A 17,262-nucleotide genomic window follows, 5' to 3' on the forward strand; every position below is an offset into this window, starting at 1 on the left:
CATGAGCGCCATCGCCAGAGCCACGCGTGATGAAGTCCGGGAGGAGGTCGGCGGCCTGCCGTCGCCCTACCTCCTGTTCCTCGGCGACACCGTCGAGCCGGGCTACGCCAAGACCGCTTTCGGCCTGCGTGACTGGGTCGGCGAGCGCTGTGTCGGCGAGTTCGTCCTGCCCGGCGGACGCGTCAGCACCGGCCTGCCGGCCCTGGCCCCCGCGCAAGCGGCGGCCGAGGGCGCGCGGGGCCTGGTGATCGGTGTCGCCAATGCTGGCGGGATCATCCCGTCGGCCTGGATCGCCGGCCTGGTCGAGGCGCTGGAGGCCGGACTGGACATCGTTTCGGGCATGCACGCCAAGCTCGGCGACATCCCGGAGCTTAAGGCCGCCGCCGAGCGGACCGGACGCCGGCTGATCGACGTCCGCACCCCGCCGCCGGGCATCCCCGTCGGCTCGGGCAAGCCGCGCTCGGGCCGCCGGATCCTGACCGTCGGCACCGACTGCGCTCTGGGCAAGAAGTACGCGGCCCTGGCCATCAGCCGGGGGCTGAAGGGCAGGGGGCTGGACGTCGATTTCCGCGCCACCGGCCAGACCGGCATCATGATCGCCGGCTCCGGCATGCCGATCGACGCCGTGGTCTCCGACTTCATCGCCGGGGCCGCGGAGATGCTGAGCCCGGCCGCGCCGGCCAGCCATATCGACGTGATCGAGGGGCAGGGCTCGTTGCTGCACCCGGCCTATGGCGCGGTGTCGCTGGGCCTACTGCAAGGCAGCCAGCCGGACGCCTTCGTAGTCTGCCACGAGCCGGGGCGGACCGAGATCCTCGGCCATGCGGGTCACGCCGTCCCGTCGATCGAAGCGGTGATCGACGCGACCATCGCCCTGGGACGGGTGACCAGTCCAAACATCCGCTGCGCCGGGATCAGCCTCAACACCGGCAAGCTGTCGGCCGAGGCTGCCCAGGCAGAGATCGAGGCGGTCGCCGCGCGACTAGGTCTGCCGACTGCTGATCCGCTACGGGGCGGCGCCGCGTTCGAACGCCTGCTGGACTCCTGCCTCCTATGAGTGGCCAGGCGTCAGGCTGGTTCAGCCGCTGGCTGCTGCCGGGCCTGGCCTTCAAGGCCGCCGTCATCGGCGGTGGCTATGCCACGGGCCGCGAGATCGCCGAGTTCTTCCTGCCCGCCGGCCCATGGGGCGGCTTGGCCGGCCTGACCCTGGCGACGCTGATCTGGAGCGGCATGTGCGTTCTGACCTTCCTGTTTGCGCGAGCGAGCGGGGCGCGGGACTATCGCAGCTTCTTCCAGGCGCTGCTGGGCAAGGGCTGGATCGCCTTCGAGTTGGCCTACGCCTTCTTCGTCATCATCGTGCTGGCCGTGTTCGGCGCGGCGGCGGGCGAGATCGGCCACGCGGTGTTCGGCGCGCCGAAGTGGGCTGGGATGCTGGCGCTGCTCGTGGGCGTCACCGCCTTCGCGGCGTTCGGCAACAAGGTCGTCGAGCAGCTGTTCGCCTGGGTCTCGATCCTGCTTTACGGCGTGTACGGCCTGTTCCTGATCCTGGCCCTGACGACTTTTGGCCACGATATCGCCGCCGCGTTCTCGGTTCCAATCCCGTTCGGGACGGACGCATTGGTCGGCGGCGGGACCTATGCCGGCTACAACATCATCGGGGCGGTGATCATCCTGCCGGTGACCCGCCACCTGCTCAGCGATCGTGACGCCGTCACTGCCGGCCTGATCGCCGGGCCGCTGGCCATGATCCCGGCCTTCGTCTTCTTCGTCTGCATGTGCGCCTATGCGCCCGAGGTCAGCGGGGCGGCCCTGCCGTCCGACGTGCTGCTGGCCAAGCTGAACCTGCCGATCTTCCGCCTGCTGTTCCAGGTGATGGTGTTCGCGGCCCTGCTGGAGAGCGGTACGGGCGCGGTGCACGCCATCAACGAGCGTGTGGCCGGCGCCTTTCAAGCCCGGATGGGGCGGGCCTTCGGCGTCCGCGCTCGCGCGCTCTGCGCCCTGGCTCTGCTCGTCTTCTGCATGGTCCTGGCCGAGCGGGTCGGGCTGGTCCGCCTGATCGCCGGCGGCTACCGGCTGCTCGCCTACGCCCTGATCGCGCTCTACGTCATTCCGCTGGCGACCCTGGGCCTTGTCCGCCTCGCCCGGCGTCCCGCCTTCCAACCGGAGGTCTCATGATCAGCCTCATCCTCGCGGCCGCGCTCGCGGCCGGTCCCATCGTCCAGCCGCCCAAGGGCTTCGACGCCCATGTCGAGGCGCTGCGCCAGAAGGTCGGCGCGCCGGGCCTGTCGATCGCCATCGTCGACGAAGGCCAGACCGTGCTGGCCAAGGGTTATGGCGTCCGCAAAATCGGCAGCCCCGAGAAGGTCGACGCCGACACCCTGTTCATGACCGGCTCGACTGGCAAGGCGGTCACCGTGGCGGCCCTGGCCACCCTGGTCGACGCCGGTAAGCTGTCCTGGGACGACAAGGTCACCGACCGCCTGCCAGGCTTCCAGATGTACGACCCGTGGGTGACGCGCGAGCTCACCGTGCGCGACCTGCTGGTCCATCGCAGCGGCCTGGGGCTGGGGCAGGGCGACCTGCTGTTCGTGCCGCGCAGCAACATCCCGCGCGCCGAGGCCGTGCGTCGCCTGCGCTATCTCAAACCCGCGACGAGTTTCCGCAGCGGCTACGCCTACGACAACGTCCTCTACATGGTGGCCGGCCAGCTGATCGAGGCGGTCACCGGCCAGACCTGGGAGGACTATGTCCGCGAGCACGTCTTCGCCGCCGCGGGCATGACCAGTTCGACCACCGATGGTCGTCGTTTCCAGATCGCCAACCGCGCCCAGCCACACGCCCGCATGAACGGCGGCTTGCGCGGGGCGGGCGACCAGGAGGTGCTGGACGAGCGCGACGAGCTGTCGACCAGCGCCGCCCCGGCCGGCGGCATGGCCGTCAGCGCCAACGACATGGCCAAGTGGCTGAAGCTGCAGCTGGCCCATGGCGCTCTGCCGGGCGGCAAGCGCCTGTTCAGCGAGGCCCAGTCCAAGGCCATGTGGCAGCCGACGGTGATCCAGCCGCTGGACAAGGTCCCGCCGGGCTTCGAGGTCACCAAGCCGACCTTCCAGGCCTACGCCCTGGGCTGGGAGATCCAGGATTATCGCGGGACCCAGATCGTCTGGCATGGCGGCGCGGTGTTCGGCTTCAAGACCGTGGTCGTGCTGATCCCCGACCGCAATGTCGGCTTCTCGATCGAGCTGAACAGCGAGGACGGCGAGCTGCCGCGCGGCCTGATGTACGAGCTGTTGGACCACTATCTGGGCCTCAAGCCCGAGCCGTGGACCGAGCGCTACATCACCTACAAGAAGCAGCTGGTCGGCGGGGCGTTGAAGGCCTTGGGCGGCGCCCAGGCCAAGCCGGCCGGCGTCGGGCCTTCGTTGCCGGTCGCCAAGTATGCCGGGACCTACAGCGATCCCTGGTACGGCGACATCGCGGTAACCCAAGGCGACGGCGGCCTGCGTATCGATTTCAAGTCGACGCCGCGCATGGCCGGCAAGCTGGAGCACTGGCAGTACGACACCTTCGTCACCCGCTTCGACGACAAGGCGTTGGAGCCGGCCTATGTCACCTTCGGCCTCAATGCCGATGGCGGCGTGGAGCGGGTGACCATGAAGGCGGCCTCGCCGATCGCCGATTTCAGCTGGGACTATCACGACCTGCTGTTCACGCCGAAGCGCGGCGACTAGGCGGCGCAAGTGAACCAGATCAGACCCGGACCGCCGCATCTTTCGCGCCAGGCGCCGGCCCCGCGCGTCGGGCTGGAGGCGGACCTGGAAATCCTGGCCCAGCTGGAGGGCAAACCGCTGCCGACGGTGGCTGAACTGGCCCAGATGTTCGACGTCTCGCAGACCACGGCGCACCGGATCATCACGCGCTTCAAGCAGAGCGGACTGCTCAAGCTGGTTGACCGGGTGCGGCTGCCGGGCGACGTCTGCCACTGCATCGCCGATCTGCGCACGCGACTGCTGGAGGTGCGCGACCTCGACCAGTTCGAGGCCCGTCTGCGCGATGACCCGGCCGTCTCGGCTGCCGCCGCCGTCACCGGTAAGCACAGCTATCGTGTCACGGCCCTGCATCGCGGCGTGGCCGAGGCGAACCTGTGGTTCAAGGCCCTGCTGAACGAGCCGGCCGTCATCGACGGCGCTCTGACCTTCTTCCGCCCGATCATCGATCGCCAGCACTACGCCCGCGCTTTGCTCGGCGACTAAGCCCAGCCTTCACGCCACGACGGGCATGTCCTTCAGCAGCTTGTCCAGCGTGACCGGATACTCGCGCACCCGCACGCCGGTGGCGTTGTAGATGGCGTTGGCCACCGCCGCGCCGACGCCGCAGATGCCCAGCTCGCCCACGCCCTTGGCCTTCATCGGCGAGGACATCGGGTCGGTCTCGTCCAGGAAGATCACCTCCTGGTGCGGGATGTCGGCATGGACCGGCACCTCGTAGCCGGCCAGGTCGTGATTGACGAAGAAGCCCAGCCGCTTGTCGACGACCAGCTCCTCCATCAGCGCCGCGCCGGCGCCCATGGTCATGGCCCCGATCACCTGGCTGCGGGCGGCCTTGGGGTTGAGGATCCGCCCGGCGGCGCAGACGGCCAGCATGCGGCGGATGCGGATCTCGCAGGTGGCGACGTCGACCCCGACCTCGACGAAGTGGCCGCCGAAGGTCGACTGCTGGTGGGTCTTGGTCAGGTCGCCATATTCCATGGCGTCCTCGACGACGATCGGCGCGTCGGCGGCGGCCTGGGCCAGCGGCAGGCTCTGGTTGCCGAGCTTCACCCGGCCATCCGAGAACTCGGCGGTCGCCGGATCCAGGCCCAGCTTGGTCGCGACGGCTTCGCGCAGTTTCACGCAGGCCGCATAGACGCCGGCCGTCGAGCTGTTGGCACCCCATTGGCCGCCCGAGCCGGCCGACACGGGGAACGAAGAGTCACCCAGTTTCACGGTCACCTGATGCAGCGGCACGCCCATCATCTCGGCGGCGGTCTGGGCGATGATCGTGTAGCTGCCGGTGCCGATGTCGGTCATGTCGGTCTCGACCACGATCTGGCCGGTGGTCTCCAGCCGCACGCGGGCGGCCGACTTCATGACCAGGTTGTTGCGGAAGGCCGCCGCCACGCCCATGCCGACGAGCCAGCGGCCGTCGCGGACCTGGCCGGGACGCGCGCTGCGCTTGGCCCAGCCGAACTTGTCGGCGCCGGTGCGCAGGCACTCGACCAGCTTGCGCTGCGAGAACGGCCGGCCGGGCTTTTCCGGGTCGACCTGGGTGTCATTGATGACGCGCAGCTCGATCGGGTCGATGCCCAGCTTCTCGGCCAGTTCGTCGATCGCCACCTCCAGCGCCATCAGGCCCGGGGCCTCGCCTGGCGCGCGCATGGCGTTGCCTTCTGGCAGGTCCAGCACGGCCAGCTTCATCTTCATCATGCGGTTGGCGCCGGCATACAGGAGGCGGGTCTGCTGGGTGGCGGTCTCGGGGCCTCCCTCGGGCAGGTCTCCGGACCAGCTTTCGTGGCCGATGGCGGTCAACTTGCCGTCGGCCGTCGCGCCCAGGCGGATGCGCTGGATCGTCGCCGGGCGGTGCGGGGTGTTGTTGAACATCAAGGGCCGCTGGAGGGCGATCTTGACCGGCCGGCCCGCCGCCTTGGCGCCCAGCGCGGCCAGTATCACGTCGGCGCGGATGAACAGCTTGCCGCCGAAACCGCCGCCGATATAGGGCGAGACCAGTCGGACATTGTCCTTGGGAATGCCAAGAGTCTTGGCCACGTCGCCCCGGCTCCAGGCGACCATCTGGTTGGCGGTCCAGACCGTCAGCTTGTCGCCTTTCCAGGTCGCGATGGTGGCGTGCGGCTCCATCATGGCGTGGGCGTGGTCGGGCGTCGTGTAGGTCTCGTCCAGCTTGACCGGCGCGGCGGCGAAGGCCGTGTCGAAGTCGCCGACGGCGGTATCGGGATTGCTCTTGCCGACCGGCGGCGCGCCGTCCTTGGCCGAGGCCAGGTCGAAGGTCCCCTTGGCGCGCTCGTAGTCCACCTTGATCAGGGCAGCGGCGGCGCGAGCCTGCTCGAAGGTCTCGGCGACCACGACCGCGACGGCCTGGTGGTAGTGCTGGATGTCGGGGCCGCCCAGCAGCTTGGCGGTGTTGAAGTCACCCTTGCCCAACTTTCCGGCCGTCTGGGCGGTGACCACGGTCACGACGCCCGGCGCGGCCTTGGCGCGGCTGACGTCCATGGACTTGATGCTGCCCTTGGCGATCGCCGAGCCCAGGATGTAGCCGTAGGCGACGTTCTCCAGCGCGTCGTGCCGCTCATAGGCATAGGGCGCCATGCCTGTGGTCTTCAGCGGGCCGTCGATGCGGTCGGTCGGCTTGCCGACCACCTTCAGCTGGTCGATCGGATTGGTCGTGGCGGGGGTGTCGAACTTCATGGCTGTTAGGCTTTCGCTTCGGCGATCGCCGCGCCCAGGGCGCGCTCGGCCAGGGTCAGCTTGAAGGCGTTCTGGGAGGTGGTTTTGGCACCGGCCAGCAGGAGTTCGGACACCGACTTGATGCCCTGCGGCAGAGCGCTCTCGGCCGCCTCGATCCGCCAGGGCTTGTGCGCCACACCGCCCAGGGCCACGCGGCCCGTGCCATCCTTGTGCAGGATGGTCGCCACCGAGACGAGGGCGAAGGCGTAGGACGCCCGATCGCGGACCTTGTGATAGGCGTGCGTCCCCCCGACCGGCTTGGGCAGGGTGACGGCGGTGATCAGCTCGCCCGGCGTCAGCGCGGTTTCGACGTGCGGCGTGTTGCCAGGCAGGCGATGGAAGTCCGCGATCGGGATCGTCCGGGTGGCACCATCCGGCTTTACGGTCTCGACCGAGGCGTCCAGCAGCCGCATGGCCACGGCCATGTCGCTGGGATGGGTGGCGATGCAGGCCTCGCTGGTTCCCAACACCGCGTGAGAACGGGTGAAGCCGCCGATCGCCGAACAGCCCGCGCCGGGCGTGCGCTTATTGCAGGGCATGTTGGTGTCGTAGAAGTACGGGCACCGGGTCCGCTGGAGCAGGTTGCCGGCCGTGGTGGCCTTGTTGCGCAGCTGGCCCGAGGCGCCGGCCAACAAGGCGCGCGAGAGGACGCCATAGTCCTTGCGCACGCGCTTGTCGGCCGCCAGGTCGGTGTTTCGCACCAAGGCGCCGATGCGCAGGCCGCCGTCCTTGGTCGCCTCGATCTTGTCCAGCTTCAGGCCGTTGACGTCGATCAGCCGGCGGGGCGTCTCGATCTCCAGCTTCATCAGGTCCAGCAGATTGGTGCCGCCGGCGATGAAGCGGGCGGTCGGGTCCTTGGCGACGGCCGCGGCGGCCTGTGCCGGGGTGCGAGCGCGTTCGTAAGCGAAGGCTTTCATGCCAGGCCTCCCGCGACGTCGGCGATGGCTTCGACGATGTTGGAATAGGCCCCGCAGCGACAGATATTGCCGCTCATCCGTTCACGGAGTTCCGCCTCTGTGACCTTAGGGGCGTCGGTCAGGTCGGCCGTGACGTGGCTGGGGACGCCGGCCTTGATCTCGTCCAGCACCGCCTTGGCCGAGCAGATCTGGCCCGGCGTGCAGTAGCCGCACTGGTAGCCGTCGTGCTTGATGAAGGCCGCCTGCAGCGGGTGCAGCTTGTCGGGCGTGCCCAGGCCTTCGATCGTGGTGATCTCGTCGCCCTCGTGCATCACCGCCAGGCTCAGGCAGGCATTGATCCGCCGTCCGTCGACCATGACCGTGCAGGCACCGCACTGGCCGTGGTCGCAGCCCTTCTTGGTGCCGGTCAGCCGCAGGTGCTCGCGCAGGGCGTCCAGCAGGGTGGTGCGGGTGTCCAGGTTCAGCGACCGCTTCTGGCCGTTCACCTTGAAGGTCACCTGGTGCAGGCTGGGCGCGTCCGGCGTCGCGGCGCTGGCCGCGGCGGGCGCGCCGGCGATGGCGGCCGAGGCCGCACCGGCGGCCATCAGGTCGCGCCTCGAGAGGCTGAGGTCTTCGATGTCGGCCATTTCATTCTCCGATCCTCCGCGGACGCCGCGACTATAAGCGGCGGGAACGGCGGGTAGTTGCCGCGCAAAGGCAGGGCGCAGGCTATCGGACCATCGAGGGGACGATTAGTCCGTTTTGCTCCACATGCTGATGAATTGGATTCATCAATCGCGCGTTCCGTCACTCTAACGCAAATTGGCATGACCGATATCTAAAATTGGCCTGTCCAAATCCCGTTCGCGCCGCCATGGTGCCCCCAATAATGACGGAGGGGCGGATGACCGGGCAGGGCGCGGGACTTTCACGCAGGGGGATGCTGGGCGTCTCGACGGCGGCGGCGCTGGCGCCGGCCGTGGCGAGGGCCGCCATGCGAGCCGACCTCCAGCCCTATGAGCGCCTGCTGAAGACCTGGTGCGACGGGCTGCTGGCTTACCAGGTGACGGGCTTGGCCGGGGAGGGCGCCAATGGCGGTTTCCTATGTCCGGGCTGCGGCATGGTCCACGGACGCGTCGCCGACACGGTCTATCCGTTGTTGCGCATGGCGCGGACCAGCGGTGATGTCCGTTATATCCGCGCCGCCAAGGCGGCTCAGACCTGGAGCGAGCACAATGTCAGCCGGCCCGACGGCAGCTGGGTCAACGACGTCTTCCTGAACGACTGGAAGGGCATCACCGTCTTCCGCGCCATCGCCCTGTCGGAGACGCTGCTGCACCACGGCGACCTGCTGGACGCGGCGACGCGCGAGGCCTGGCGGGCGCGACTGGCCAAGGCCTTCGACTTCCTCGACGGCTTCATGAAGATCGACACCGGCAACATCAACTATCCGATCTCGACGGCCTACGCCTTCTCGCTGGGCGCCGAGGCGCTGGGGCGAGACGCCTATGTCGCCAAGGCCCGCGACTTTGCTCAGGCCAGCCTCGACTTCTTCACGCCGAACGGCCTGCTGTTCGGCGAGGGTCATCCCCAGCGCGGTCGCACCCCCAAGGGACGGCCGCCGGTCGACCTAGGCTACAATGTCGAGGAGTCGTTGCCGGCCCTGGCCATGTATGGCCTGCGTGTTGGCGACCAGGCGCTGCTGGATCAGGTCGTGACCAGCCTACGCGCTCATATGGAGTTCATGCTGCCCGACGGCGGCTGGGATAACAGCTGGGGCACGCGGAACTTCAAGTGGACCTGGTGGGGCAGCCGCACCAGTGACGGGTGCCATCCGGCCTATCGCCTGCTGGCCGATCGTGATCCGCGTTTCGCCGAGGTCTCGGCGCGCAACCTGGCCCTGATGGCGGCCTGCACGCACGATGGCCTGCTGTACGGCGGTCCGCACTATCGCGCCGCCGGCTATCGGCCGTGCATCCACCACACCTTCAGCCACGCCAAGGCGCTGGCGGCGGTGCTGGACCTTGCCGAGCCGATCGCGTCTTCGCCACGCGCCGAGCTGCCGCGAGACAAGCCTTATGGCCTGAAGCCATTCCCTGAGATCGGGACGCACCTCGCCTCGCTCGGCCCCTGGCGAGCGACCTTCACCGACTACGACTTCGACTACCTGGCCCCGGCTGGCGGCGGTCACGCCTCGGGCGGCGCGATCTCGTTGCTGCATCACCAGGTGCTGGGCCCGGTGCTGGCGGCCAGCATGACGCGCTACAAGGCCGTCGAGATCAGCAACCAGCAGGTCCCGATCGACGCCGCGCACCAGCCGCTGACCCTGCGGATCGAGGTGGTCCAGGGCAAGGACGTCTTCACTAGCATCGCCGATTTGGCCGCGACGCTGGAAACCGTCGAGCGGGACGGCGCGGTCGTCGCCACGGCGTCCGGTCGCTTGAAGACGCCCGAGGGGCGCGAGCTGGAGCCGCCGGTCGCTTTCACCGTGGCCTATAGGGTGACGCCGCGCGGGTTGGAGCTGAGCGCGAAGGTTTCCGGCCTGGGTGATCGCGCCGCGCATCTCGTCGCGCCGGTCGTGGCGAGCAAGGATGAGTTCGCCACGCGCCGAGACGCTCGTTCAGTCGCCATCGCCAAGTCCCGTGGCATGATCGAGGTGTCCAGTCCGGACGCCGACCTGACCGGCGACGTTGCGGCGCGGATCTTCAATCTCGTGCCTGGTCTGCAAGCCGTGCTGCTTTCGATCAAGCTGCGGGACGGGCAAGTCGCTAGCCTGGCGATCAGCGCCGCTTGACGCGCCCGCTCGGGGCGGTAGAGCCGGCGCCAAGCTTCACCAGAGCGCGGACGCCATGCACGACTTTCCCGACGACATCTTCACCGAACCGGAGGACGTGGATCCGGACACCCTGGCCAATCTGGGTCCGCTGCGCCGCCTGGCCGGCGTCTGGGAGGGGATGAAGGGCGTCGACCTCAACCCCAAGGCCGATGGCCCCGAGCGCCGCGAGTTCCTCGAGCGCATCGAGATGCAGCCGATCGATCCGCAGGCCAACGGCCCGCAGCTGCTGTACGGCCTGCGCTACCACGTCCACATCGTCGCCTCGGACGAGGACACCACCTTCCACGACCAGGTCGGCTACTGGCTGTGGGAACCCGCCACGGGCCTGATCATGCAGACCTTGGCCCTTCCGCGCGGGCAGACCGCTCTGGCCGCCGGCCGCGCCGCCGAGGACGGCTCCGGCCTGGTCGTTCGCGCCGAGCGCGGCAGCCCCGGCTACGGCATCAGCTCGACCGACTTCCTGGAATGGGCGTTCCGGACCGATTCCTACGAGCTGGACGTGCGCTTCGAGGACGACGGTGGCTGGTCCTACACCTCGACCACCATGCTGCAGGTGCGGGGCAGGGCGGCGCCGTTCCGGCACGTCGACCGCAACACCCTGCACAAGGTCGCCGAGCCCCGCCCCAATCCGTCGGCGCGGATCGCCGCCGGCCAGGCCAGCCTGGTCGAAGCTCACGGCTTCGTCTCGATCGCGCCGCCGGAAAGCGTGGACTAAAAACCCCCGAGACCCGGCAGCGGATCACCCCCGCTGCCGGGAAATCGCGACCGTGAAAAACCCGCTTGTACGATAAATTCGCCTCGGTTAATTAAAGCATATTAAATAAAAGATTCCGGGGACGGTGAGGCGACGCACGTCGAACTCACCGCAAACGGCGGTCCGCTCGGTCAACCGGCTTGGCGGCAGTTTTCAGGGGTGGAAACGTGAAGGCAATCAACAGGAAAAGTGTGCTCTTGGCGTCGGTCGCGGCCGTCGCCTGGTCTGGCGTGCTGGTCGCATCGGCCCAGGCCCAGACAACTACGGCTGGCGGGGACAGCGCTGTCGATCAGGTGACCGAAGTCGTGGTCGTCGGCCAGCGCAAGGCGATCCAGTCGGCCCAGGACCTGAAGAAGAATTCCGAGGAAATCGTCGACTCGATCACCGCCGTCGATATCGGCGGCCTGCCGGACCGTTCGGTGACGGAGGCGCTGCAGCGCGTGCCGGGCGTGACCATCGGCCGGACCAATCAGCCGCGCGACGTTGACCGCCTGAACGCCGAGGGCTCGGGCATCCAGATCCGCGGCCTGACCTGGGTGCGCTCGGAACTGAACGGGCGCGACATGTTCTCGGCGCGTGGCGGCCGGGCCATCTCGTGGGAAGACGTGACGCCCGAGCTGTTCGCCGGCGTCGACGTCTACAAGAACCCGTCGGCCGACATCGTCGAAGGCGGCTTGGGCGGCACGGTGAACCTGCGCACGCGCATGCCGTTCGACCAGGCCGGCCGGCAGATGGCCTTCTCGGCCGACTACACGCGCGGCGACCTGCGCAAGGAAGGCACGCCGTCGGGCAGCTTCCTGCTCAGCGACCGCTTCGACACCAATCTGGGCGAGTTCGGCATGCTGGTCAGCATGTCCAGCTCCAAGCTGAAGACCGCCGTCAACTCGATCGCGGTCGACCCGTACAACGCCCACGGTCTGGGCGTGAAATCCTCGTACGACGGCGGCGCGACCTTTAACTTCAATGGCGACAATGCGATCGCTGGCCAGGGCAAGGCCCGCGTCTTCGTGCCGGTCGGCGTACAATATCGCAACAACGAGCAGGACCGGAACCGCAACGGCTTCTACGGCGCCTTCCAGTGGCGGCCGAACGACAATCTGGAACTCTATACGACCCTGTTCCGCACCGAGGCCAAGCAGACCTTCCAGGACCGCTTCGCCCAGACCTCGGCCTGCTGCTCGGCGACCAACAACCAGTCGTTCGTGGTCGGTCCGGCGACGGGGACCGCGTTCACCTTCGACTCTGACGGCAACTTCCTGAAGGGCCAGCTGGTCGACGGCGGCGGCGGCGGCAACGGCGTGGCCAACTCGTTCCTGCTGAACCTGGGCACCCGCTATGGCGTCGTGAAGGACAACACCAACGACGTCTCGGCCGGCTTCAAGTGGAGCAACGACCACTGGCAGGTCACCGGCGACCTGCAATACGTCTATTCGCATCGGGGCAGCACCGACCTGACGGTCTACAACACCGTCACCCTGGCGGGCGGCTTTGGCCTGGATCTGACCGGCGAGCTGCCGAAGATCACCATGAGCAACGTCACCAGCACCCCGTCGGCGTTCAACCTGTACGCCGCGATGGACCACATCGACGACAACGACGCTCGGGAATATTCGGGCAAGTTCGACGCGACCTATTCGTTCGACGACGACAAGTTCCTCAAGGACATCAAGCTGGGCGTGCGGGCGACCTCACGCGACGCCAACTCGCGCGACACGGCCTACAACTGGAACCTGATCTCGGCGCCCTGGGCGACGCGCGTGACCGCGACGGCCGACAAGTACACCCAGCACCAGGACAAGGTCAGCTTCGACAACTTCTTCAAGGGCGACCTCTCGGTCCCCGGCCTGATCATGCCGTCGTTCGACTTGGCCAAGAGCCCGACGGCGCTCTACGCCTATCTGAAGAACACCATCTGGAACGGCCCGATCCCCGGCGGCGGCCCGGCCTATAACGACGGCGAGTACGGCTACTACCCGCGCGGCGGGCCCAACGGCACGATCCCGACCTGGTCGCCAGCGGGGGGAAGCTACAGCCCGTTCACCCAAGGCACCCTGATGAGCTACATGCCCATCTGGGCCGCGCCGACCGGCAGCATCAGCTACTGGCAGCCGCTGGGCGACGTGAACACCAGCTTCACCAACTCGGGCGGCCGCGGCGTCAATCGCCAGTGGGAAGACACCACCGCGATCTACGGCAAGGTCCGCTTCGGAACCGACCTGCCGTTCTCGTGGGGCGACCAGGGCATGAGCTGGGACGGCAACTTCGGCCTGCGCGTCGTCCGGACCAAGACCGACGCCAACGGCTTCGGCACGATCAACCTGATCGACCAAGGCCAGCGGCGCTTCGCCTCGTCCACGGCCTCGACCAAGATCACCTATGCCGACGGCCGGGCCTTCACCACGACCGGCGGCACGGATTACACCGACGTCCTGCCCAGCCTGAACCTGCGCCTGAAGGCCCGGGACAATGTGTTCGTGCGCTTCGCGGCGTCCAAGAACATCGTCCGGCCCGACTTCAACCAGCTGGACCCATCGATGTCGGTGTCGGGCACGCTGCAATCACGCCCCGCCACGGTGGCGGACGGCCTCATCAACGCGCAGACCGGCGTCGCCTACACCCAGGCCGAGTTGACTGCCGCGGCGGCCGGCGGCTCGGCGGTCCAGTACCACACGGACGTGGCCTTCGGTTACTTCGGGGGCAATCCGAACCTCAAGCCGATGCGGGCCAATTCGTTCGACCTTTCGGGCGAGTGGTACTTCCGCGGTGGCATGCTGGCGGTCGGCGCCTTCAAGAAGGACGTCTACGACTACATCCAGTCCACGCCGACCCTGCTGAACATCGCGACGTCGAACGGCAGCACCGTGCAGGCCATCGGCACCGTGCCCCAGAACATGGGCCACGGCAAAATCTACGGCATGGAGTTCCAGTACCAGCAGTACTACGACTTCCTGCCTGGCGCGCTGGGCGGACTGGGCACGGAATTCAACGCCACGATCCTGGACAGCAAGGGCACGCAGAACGTGTCCAGCAGCACCACGGACGCTTCGCAGATCAACGCCTCGAAGCTGGACCTGCCGCTGGAGCAGCTGTCGCGCTACACCTACAACGCCACGCTGCTCTACAGTAAGTACGGCATCGACGCCCGCCTGGCCTACAACTGGCGCTCGCGTTACCTGATGAGCGCCTCGGCCTCGAACCTGATGGTGCCGGTCTATGCCAAGGCTTACGGCCAGCTGGACGGCTCGGTGACCTACGGCCTGACCCCGCAGGTCAAGGTCGGCCTGCAGGTCGTGAACCTCCTGAACTCGCGCTACGATCTGGAGATGGATCAGCGCGACAGCTGGTACCTGGGCACGCAGGGGAACTTCTCGAAGTCCCTGGTCCGCACCCATAGCTGGACCGTCAGCGACCGCCGTGTTTCGTTCATCGTGCGCGGGACCTTCTAGGCCCCCTGTAACCCCGCCGGCGTCTCGCCGGCGGGGGTCTTTTGGATGAGCGAAGGCGGCATGGAAAACGCGGGAAAGATCTCACACCTGGTCATCGTCGGCGGGGGCACGGCCGGCTGGATGTCGGCGGCGTTCTTCTCGAAGGTCTTCACGCCGCAGCAGATGAAGATCACCCTGGTCGAGTCCGCCGACATCGGCACGGTCGGTGTGGGCGAGGCGACGATCCCGCCGATCACCTTCTTCAACCAGGTGGTGGGCGTCGACGAGCGGCGGATGCTGACGGCGACGCAAGGCACGTACAAGCTAGGCATCGAGTTCGTCGGCTGGGGCGATCCCGGCGACGCCTACATGCATCCGTTCGGCAACTACGGCCCGCCGATGGACGGGGTGTCGTTTCACGCCTTCTGGCTGCGGGCCCGCAAGCTGGGCTACCAGGCCGACCTGTCCGAGTTCTCGCTGAGCTGCGTGGCCGCCAAGGCCGGCAAGTTCGATTGGCGCGTGGAGGATCCGCGCGACCCGCGCGCGGCCATGGCTCACGCCTATCATTTCGACGCCTCGCTCTACGCCAAGCTGCTGCGCGAGGTGGCCGAGGGGCGCGGCGTCAAGCGTGTCGAGCGCACGATCAAGGGCGTGACCCTCGACTCGCTGGACGGAACGATCGCCTTGCTGACGCTGGATGACGGCGAGACCCTGGCGGGCGACTTCTTCGTCGACTGCTCGGGCTTCCGAGGCCTGCTGATCGGCGACGCCCTGGGCGTGCCCTACGAGGACTGGTCGGAATTCCTGCCCGCTAACCGCGCCGTGGCCGTGCCGACGGCGCGCTACGAGGATCCGATCCCCTATACCCGCGCCACCGCCGATACGGCCGGCTGGCGCTGGCGCATCCCGCTGCAGCACCGCACCGGCAACGGCTATGTCTATGTCAGCGATCACATCAGCGACGACCAGGCGGCCGACGACCTGCTGGCGGCCCTGGCGGCCGAGCATCCGGGCAACAAGGTGCTGGCCGATCCGCGCTTCCTGCGGTTCACCACCGGCCGGCGCAAGCGGTCAAGGGTCAAGAACTGCGCGGCGATCGGCCTGTCCAGCGGCTTCCTGGAGCCCCTGGAGTCGACCTCGATCCACCTGATCCAGCACGGCCTGATCAAGCTGGCTGGCAGCTTCCCGCTGGCCAAGATCGATGCGCCGGTCGCCGATCTCTACAGCCAGATGATGGGCGAGGAGATGGAGCAGATCCGCGACTTCCTGATCTACCACTACCACGCCAACCGCCGCGTCGGTCAGCCGCTGTGGGACCGCATGCGGCACATGACCATCCCGGACTCGCTGAAGCTGAAGATGGAACTATTCCGCAGCCGAGGGGCGACGATCTTCCCCAACCAGACGATCTTCCAGGAGCCGAACTGGCTGGCGATCATGGTCGGGCAGGGCGGCATGCCGGACGGCCACGACCCTCTGGCCGACCTGATGGACGAACGTCTGATGGCCGAGCGGCTGCAGCACGTCCGGATGGCCTGCCGCCGGGCCGCCGAGCAGATGCCGACCCACGCCAGCATTCTGGAGCGCGTGTCCGCGCCCGATCCGATGAAAGGAACCGTTGATGCCTAGGCCATCCCAGCGTCTGATCGCCTTGCTGGCGGCCGCCGCGCTGATCCTGCCGACCGCTGTTTTCGCGGCCGACAAGGACCCGCCGCCGCGCGTCGCCAACGGCCTGGCCCAGACGCCGCCGATGGGCTGGAACAGCTGGAACAAGTTCGCCTGCAACATCGACGAGGCCACCGTGCGCCGCGTCGCCGACGCCATGGCTGGCAACGGCATGAAGGACGCCGGCTATCAGTACGTGGTGATCGACGACTGCTGGCACGGGCCGCGCGATGCGAACGGCTTCATCACCTATGACGCCAAGCGCTTTCCCGGCGGGATCAAGGCGCTGGCCGACTACGTGCATTCGAAGGGGCTGAAGTTCGGCATCTATTCCGATGCGGGCCGGCAGACCTGCGGCGGTCGCCCGGGCAGCCAGGGGCATGAGTACCAGGACGCCAAGACCTATGCGTCGTGGGGCGTCGACTATCTGAAGTACGACTGGTGCGCGACGGGCACGCGCAACGCCGAGGAAGCCTATACCCTGATGGCCGACGCCCTGCGCGAGACCGGCCGCGACATCGTCTTTTCCATGTGCGAGTGGGGCACGGCCAAGCCGTGGCTGTGGGCTAGCGCCGTCGGCAATCTGTGGCGCACCACCGGCGACATCACCGACAAGTGGGACGGCAAGCACGACTATTCGCTGGGCGTGCTGCGTATCGTCGACCTGAACGAGCCGCTCTATCCATTCGCCGGTCCCGGCCACTGGAACGATCCCGACATGCTGGAGGTCGGCAATGGCGGCCTGACCACGACCGAATACCGCTCGCACTTCAGCCTGTGGGCCTTGATGGCCGCGCCGCTGATCGCCGGCAACGACGTCGCCAACATGGACAAGGACACGCGCGACATCCTGCTGAACAAGGAGGTCATCGCGGTGAACCAGGACCGCCTGGGCGCGCAGGGCCGCAGGGTGCGCGACGACGGCGACCTGGAGGTCTGGTCCAAGCCGCTGGCCGATGGCAGCCGGGCGGTGATCCTGTTCAACCGAGGCGAAGCGGCCAAGCCGATCGCGGTCGACTGGACCGAGTTGGGTTATCCGGCGACGCTGAAGGCCCAGGTGCGCGATCTGTGGGCCGGCAAGGACCTGGGCGCCGTGAAGGGCCGGTTTGTCGCCACCGCACCGTCGCACGGCGTGGTGATGGTTCGCATCACGCCTTAGCGCGTCCGTCTTTCCTGTTTCTCCAACCAA

Annotated in this window: 12 protein-coding genes; 9 read left to right on the plus strand and 3 right to left on the minus strand. The window is 67.8% G+C overall.

The features are described 5' to 3' along the window. The first annotated feature begins 1 nt into the window (after position 1). The 4 genes from AC1RRR_RS02970 to AC1RRR_RS02985 are packed head-to-tail and all read left to right on the plus strand — an operon-like array spanning position 2 to position 4,250. Positions 2-1,057: an N-acetyltransferase DgcN family protein gene (locus AC1RRR_RS02970; protein ID WP_492810442.1), complete on the plus strand. Its 1,056-nt coding sequence runs from the start codon at positions 2-4 to the stop codon at positions 1,055-1,057. Next, positions 1,054-2,175: a YkvI family membrane protein gene (locus AC1RRR_RS02975; protein WP_492810444.1), complete on the plus strand. Its 1,122-nt coding sequence runs from the start codon at positions 1,054-1,056 to the stop codon at positions 2,173-2,175. The genes AC1RRR_RS02970 and AC1RRR_RS02975 overlap by 4 nt, the downstream gene beginning before the upstream one ends. Then, entirely contained in the window at positions 2,172-3,728 is a 1,557-nt protein-coding gene (locus AC1RRR_RS02980; protein WP_492810445.1) for a serine hydrolase, read from the plus strand. Before AC1RRR_RS02975 ends, AC1RRR_RS02980 begins: the two co-directional genes overlap by 4 nt. A gap of 9 nt (positions 3,729-3,737) precedes the next feature. Continuing rightward, positions 3,738-4,250 (plus strand): MarR family transcriptional regulator, encoded by a 513-nt coding sequence (locus AC1RRR_RS02985; protein ID WP_492810446.1) that lies wholly within the window; start codon positions 3,738-3,740, stop codon positions 4,248-4,250. Positions 4,251-4,259: 9 nt separating this feature from the next. Here AC1RRR_RS02985 and paoC read toward each other — a convergent pair whose 3' ends face one another. From paoC to paoA, 3 genes are read right to left on the minus strand one after another with little or no spacing between them, the layout of a single operon-like run. Beyond that, on the minus strand, positions 4,260-6,458 hold the full coding sequence (gene paoC / locus AC1RRR_RS02990) for an aldehyde oxidoreductase molybdenum-binding subunit PaoC (protein ID WP_492810448.1): 2,199 nt from the start codon (positions 6,456-6,458) through the stop codon (positions 4,260-4,262). 5 nt (positions 6,459-6,463) lie between these two features. Further along, positions 6,464-7,414 carry an FAD binding domain-containing protein gene (locus AC1RRR_RS02995; protein ID WP_492810449.1) on the minus strand — a complete coding sequence of 317 codons (951 nt, stop codon included), beginning with the start codon at positions 7,412-7,414 and terminating at the stop codon, positions 6,464-6,466. Beyond that, complete coding sequence (gene paoA / locus AC1RRR_RS03000) at positions 7,411-8,040, minus strand: aldehyde dehydrogenase iron-sulfur subunit PaoA (RefSeq protein ID WP_492810451.1); 630 nt, start codon at positions 8,038-8,040, stop codon at positions 7,411-7,413. The genes AC1RRR_RS02995 and paoA overlap by 4 nt, the downstream gene beginning before the upstream one ends. A gap of 257 nt (positions 8,041-8,297) precedes the next feature. Between paoA and AC1RRR_RS03005 the strand changes: the two genes are divergently transcribed. From AC1RRR_RS03005 to AC1RRR_RS03025, 5 genes are all read left to right on the plus strand, one after another. Next, positions 8,298-10,187 carry an ulvan lysase-like protein gene (locus AC1RRR_RS03005; RefSeq protein WP_492810452.1) on the plus strand — a complete coding sequence of 630 codons (1,890 nt, stop codon included), beginning with the start codon at positions 8,298-8,300 and terminating at the stop codon, positions 10,185-10,187. 55 nt (positions 10,188-10,242) lie between these two features. Next, positions 10,243-10,944: an FABP family protein gene (locus AC1RRR_RS03010; RefSeq protein WP_492810454.1), complete on the plus strand. Its 702-nt coding sequence runs from the start codon at positions 10,243-10,245 to the stop codon at positions 10,942-10,944. Positions 10,945-11,180: 236 nt separating this feature from the next. After that, positions 11,181-14,429 (plus strand): TonB-dependent receptor, encoded by a 3,249-nt coding sequence (locus AC1RRR_RS03015; protein WP_492810456.1) that lies wholly within the window; start codon positions 11,181-11,183, stop codon positions 14,427-14,429. Between the two features lie 60 nt (positions 14,430-14,489). Further along, positions 14,490-16,037, plus strand: coding sequence for a tryptophan halogenase family protein (locus AC1RRR_RS03020; RefSeq protein WP_492810457.1), 1,548 nt, complete (start codon positions 14,490-14,492; stop codon positions 16,035-16,037). After that, positions 16,030-17,232 carry an alpha-galactosidase gene (locus AC1RRR_RS03025; protein ID WP_492810459.1) on the plus strand — a complete coding sequence of 401 codons (1,203 nt, stop codon included), beginning with the start codon at positions 16,030-16,032 and terminating at the stop codon, positions 17,230-17,232. The genes AC1RRR_RS03020 and AC1RRR_RS03025 overlap by 8 nt, the downstream gene beginning before the upstream one ends. Positions 17,233-17,262: the final 30 nt, after the last annotated feature.

The sequence above is a fragment of the Caulobacter sp. GW821-FHT12D05 genome (assembly GCF_058807295.1).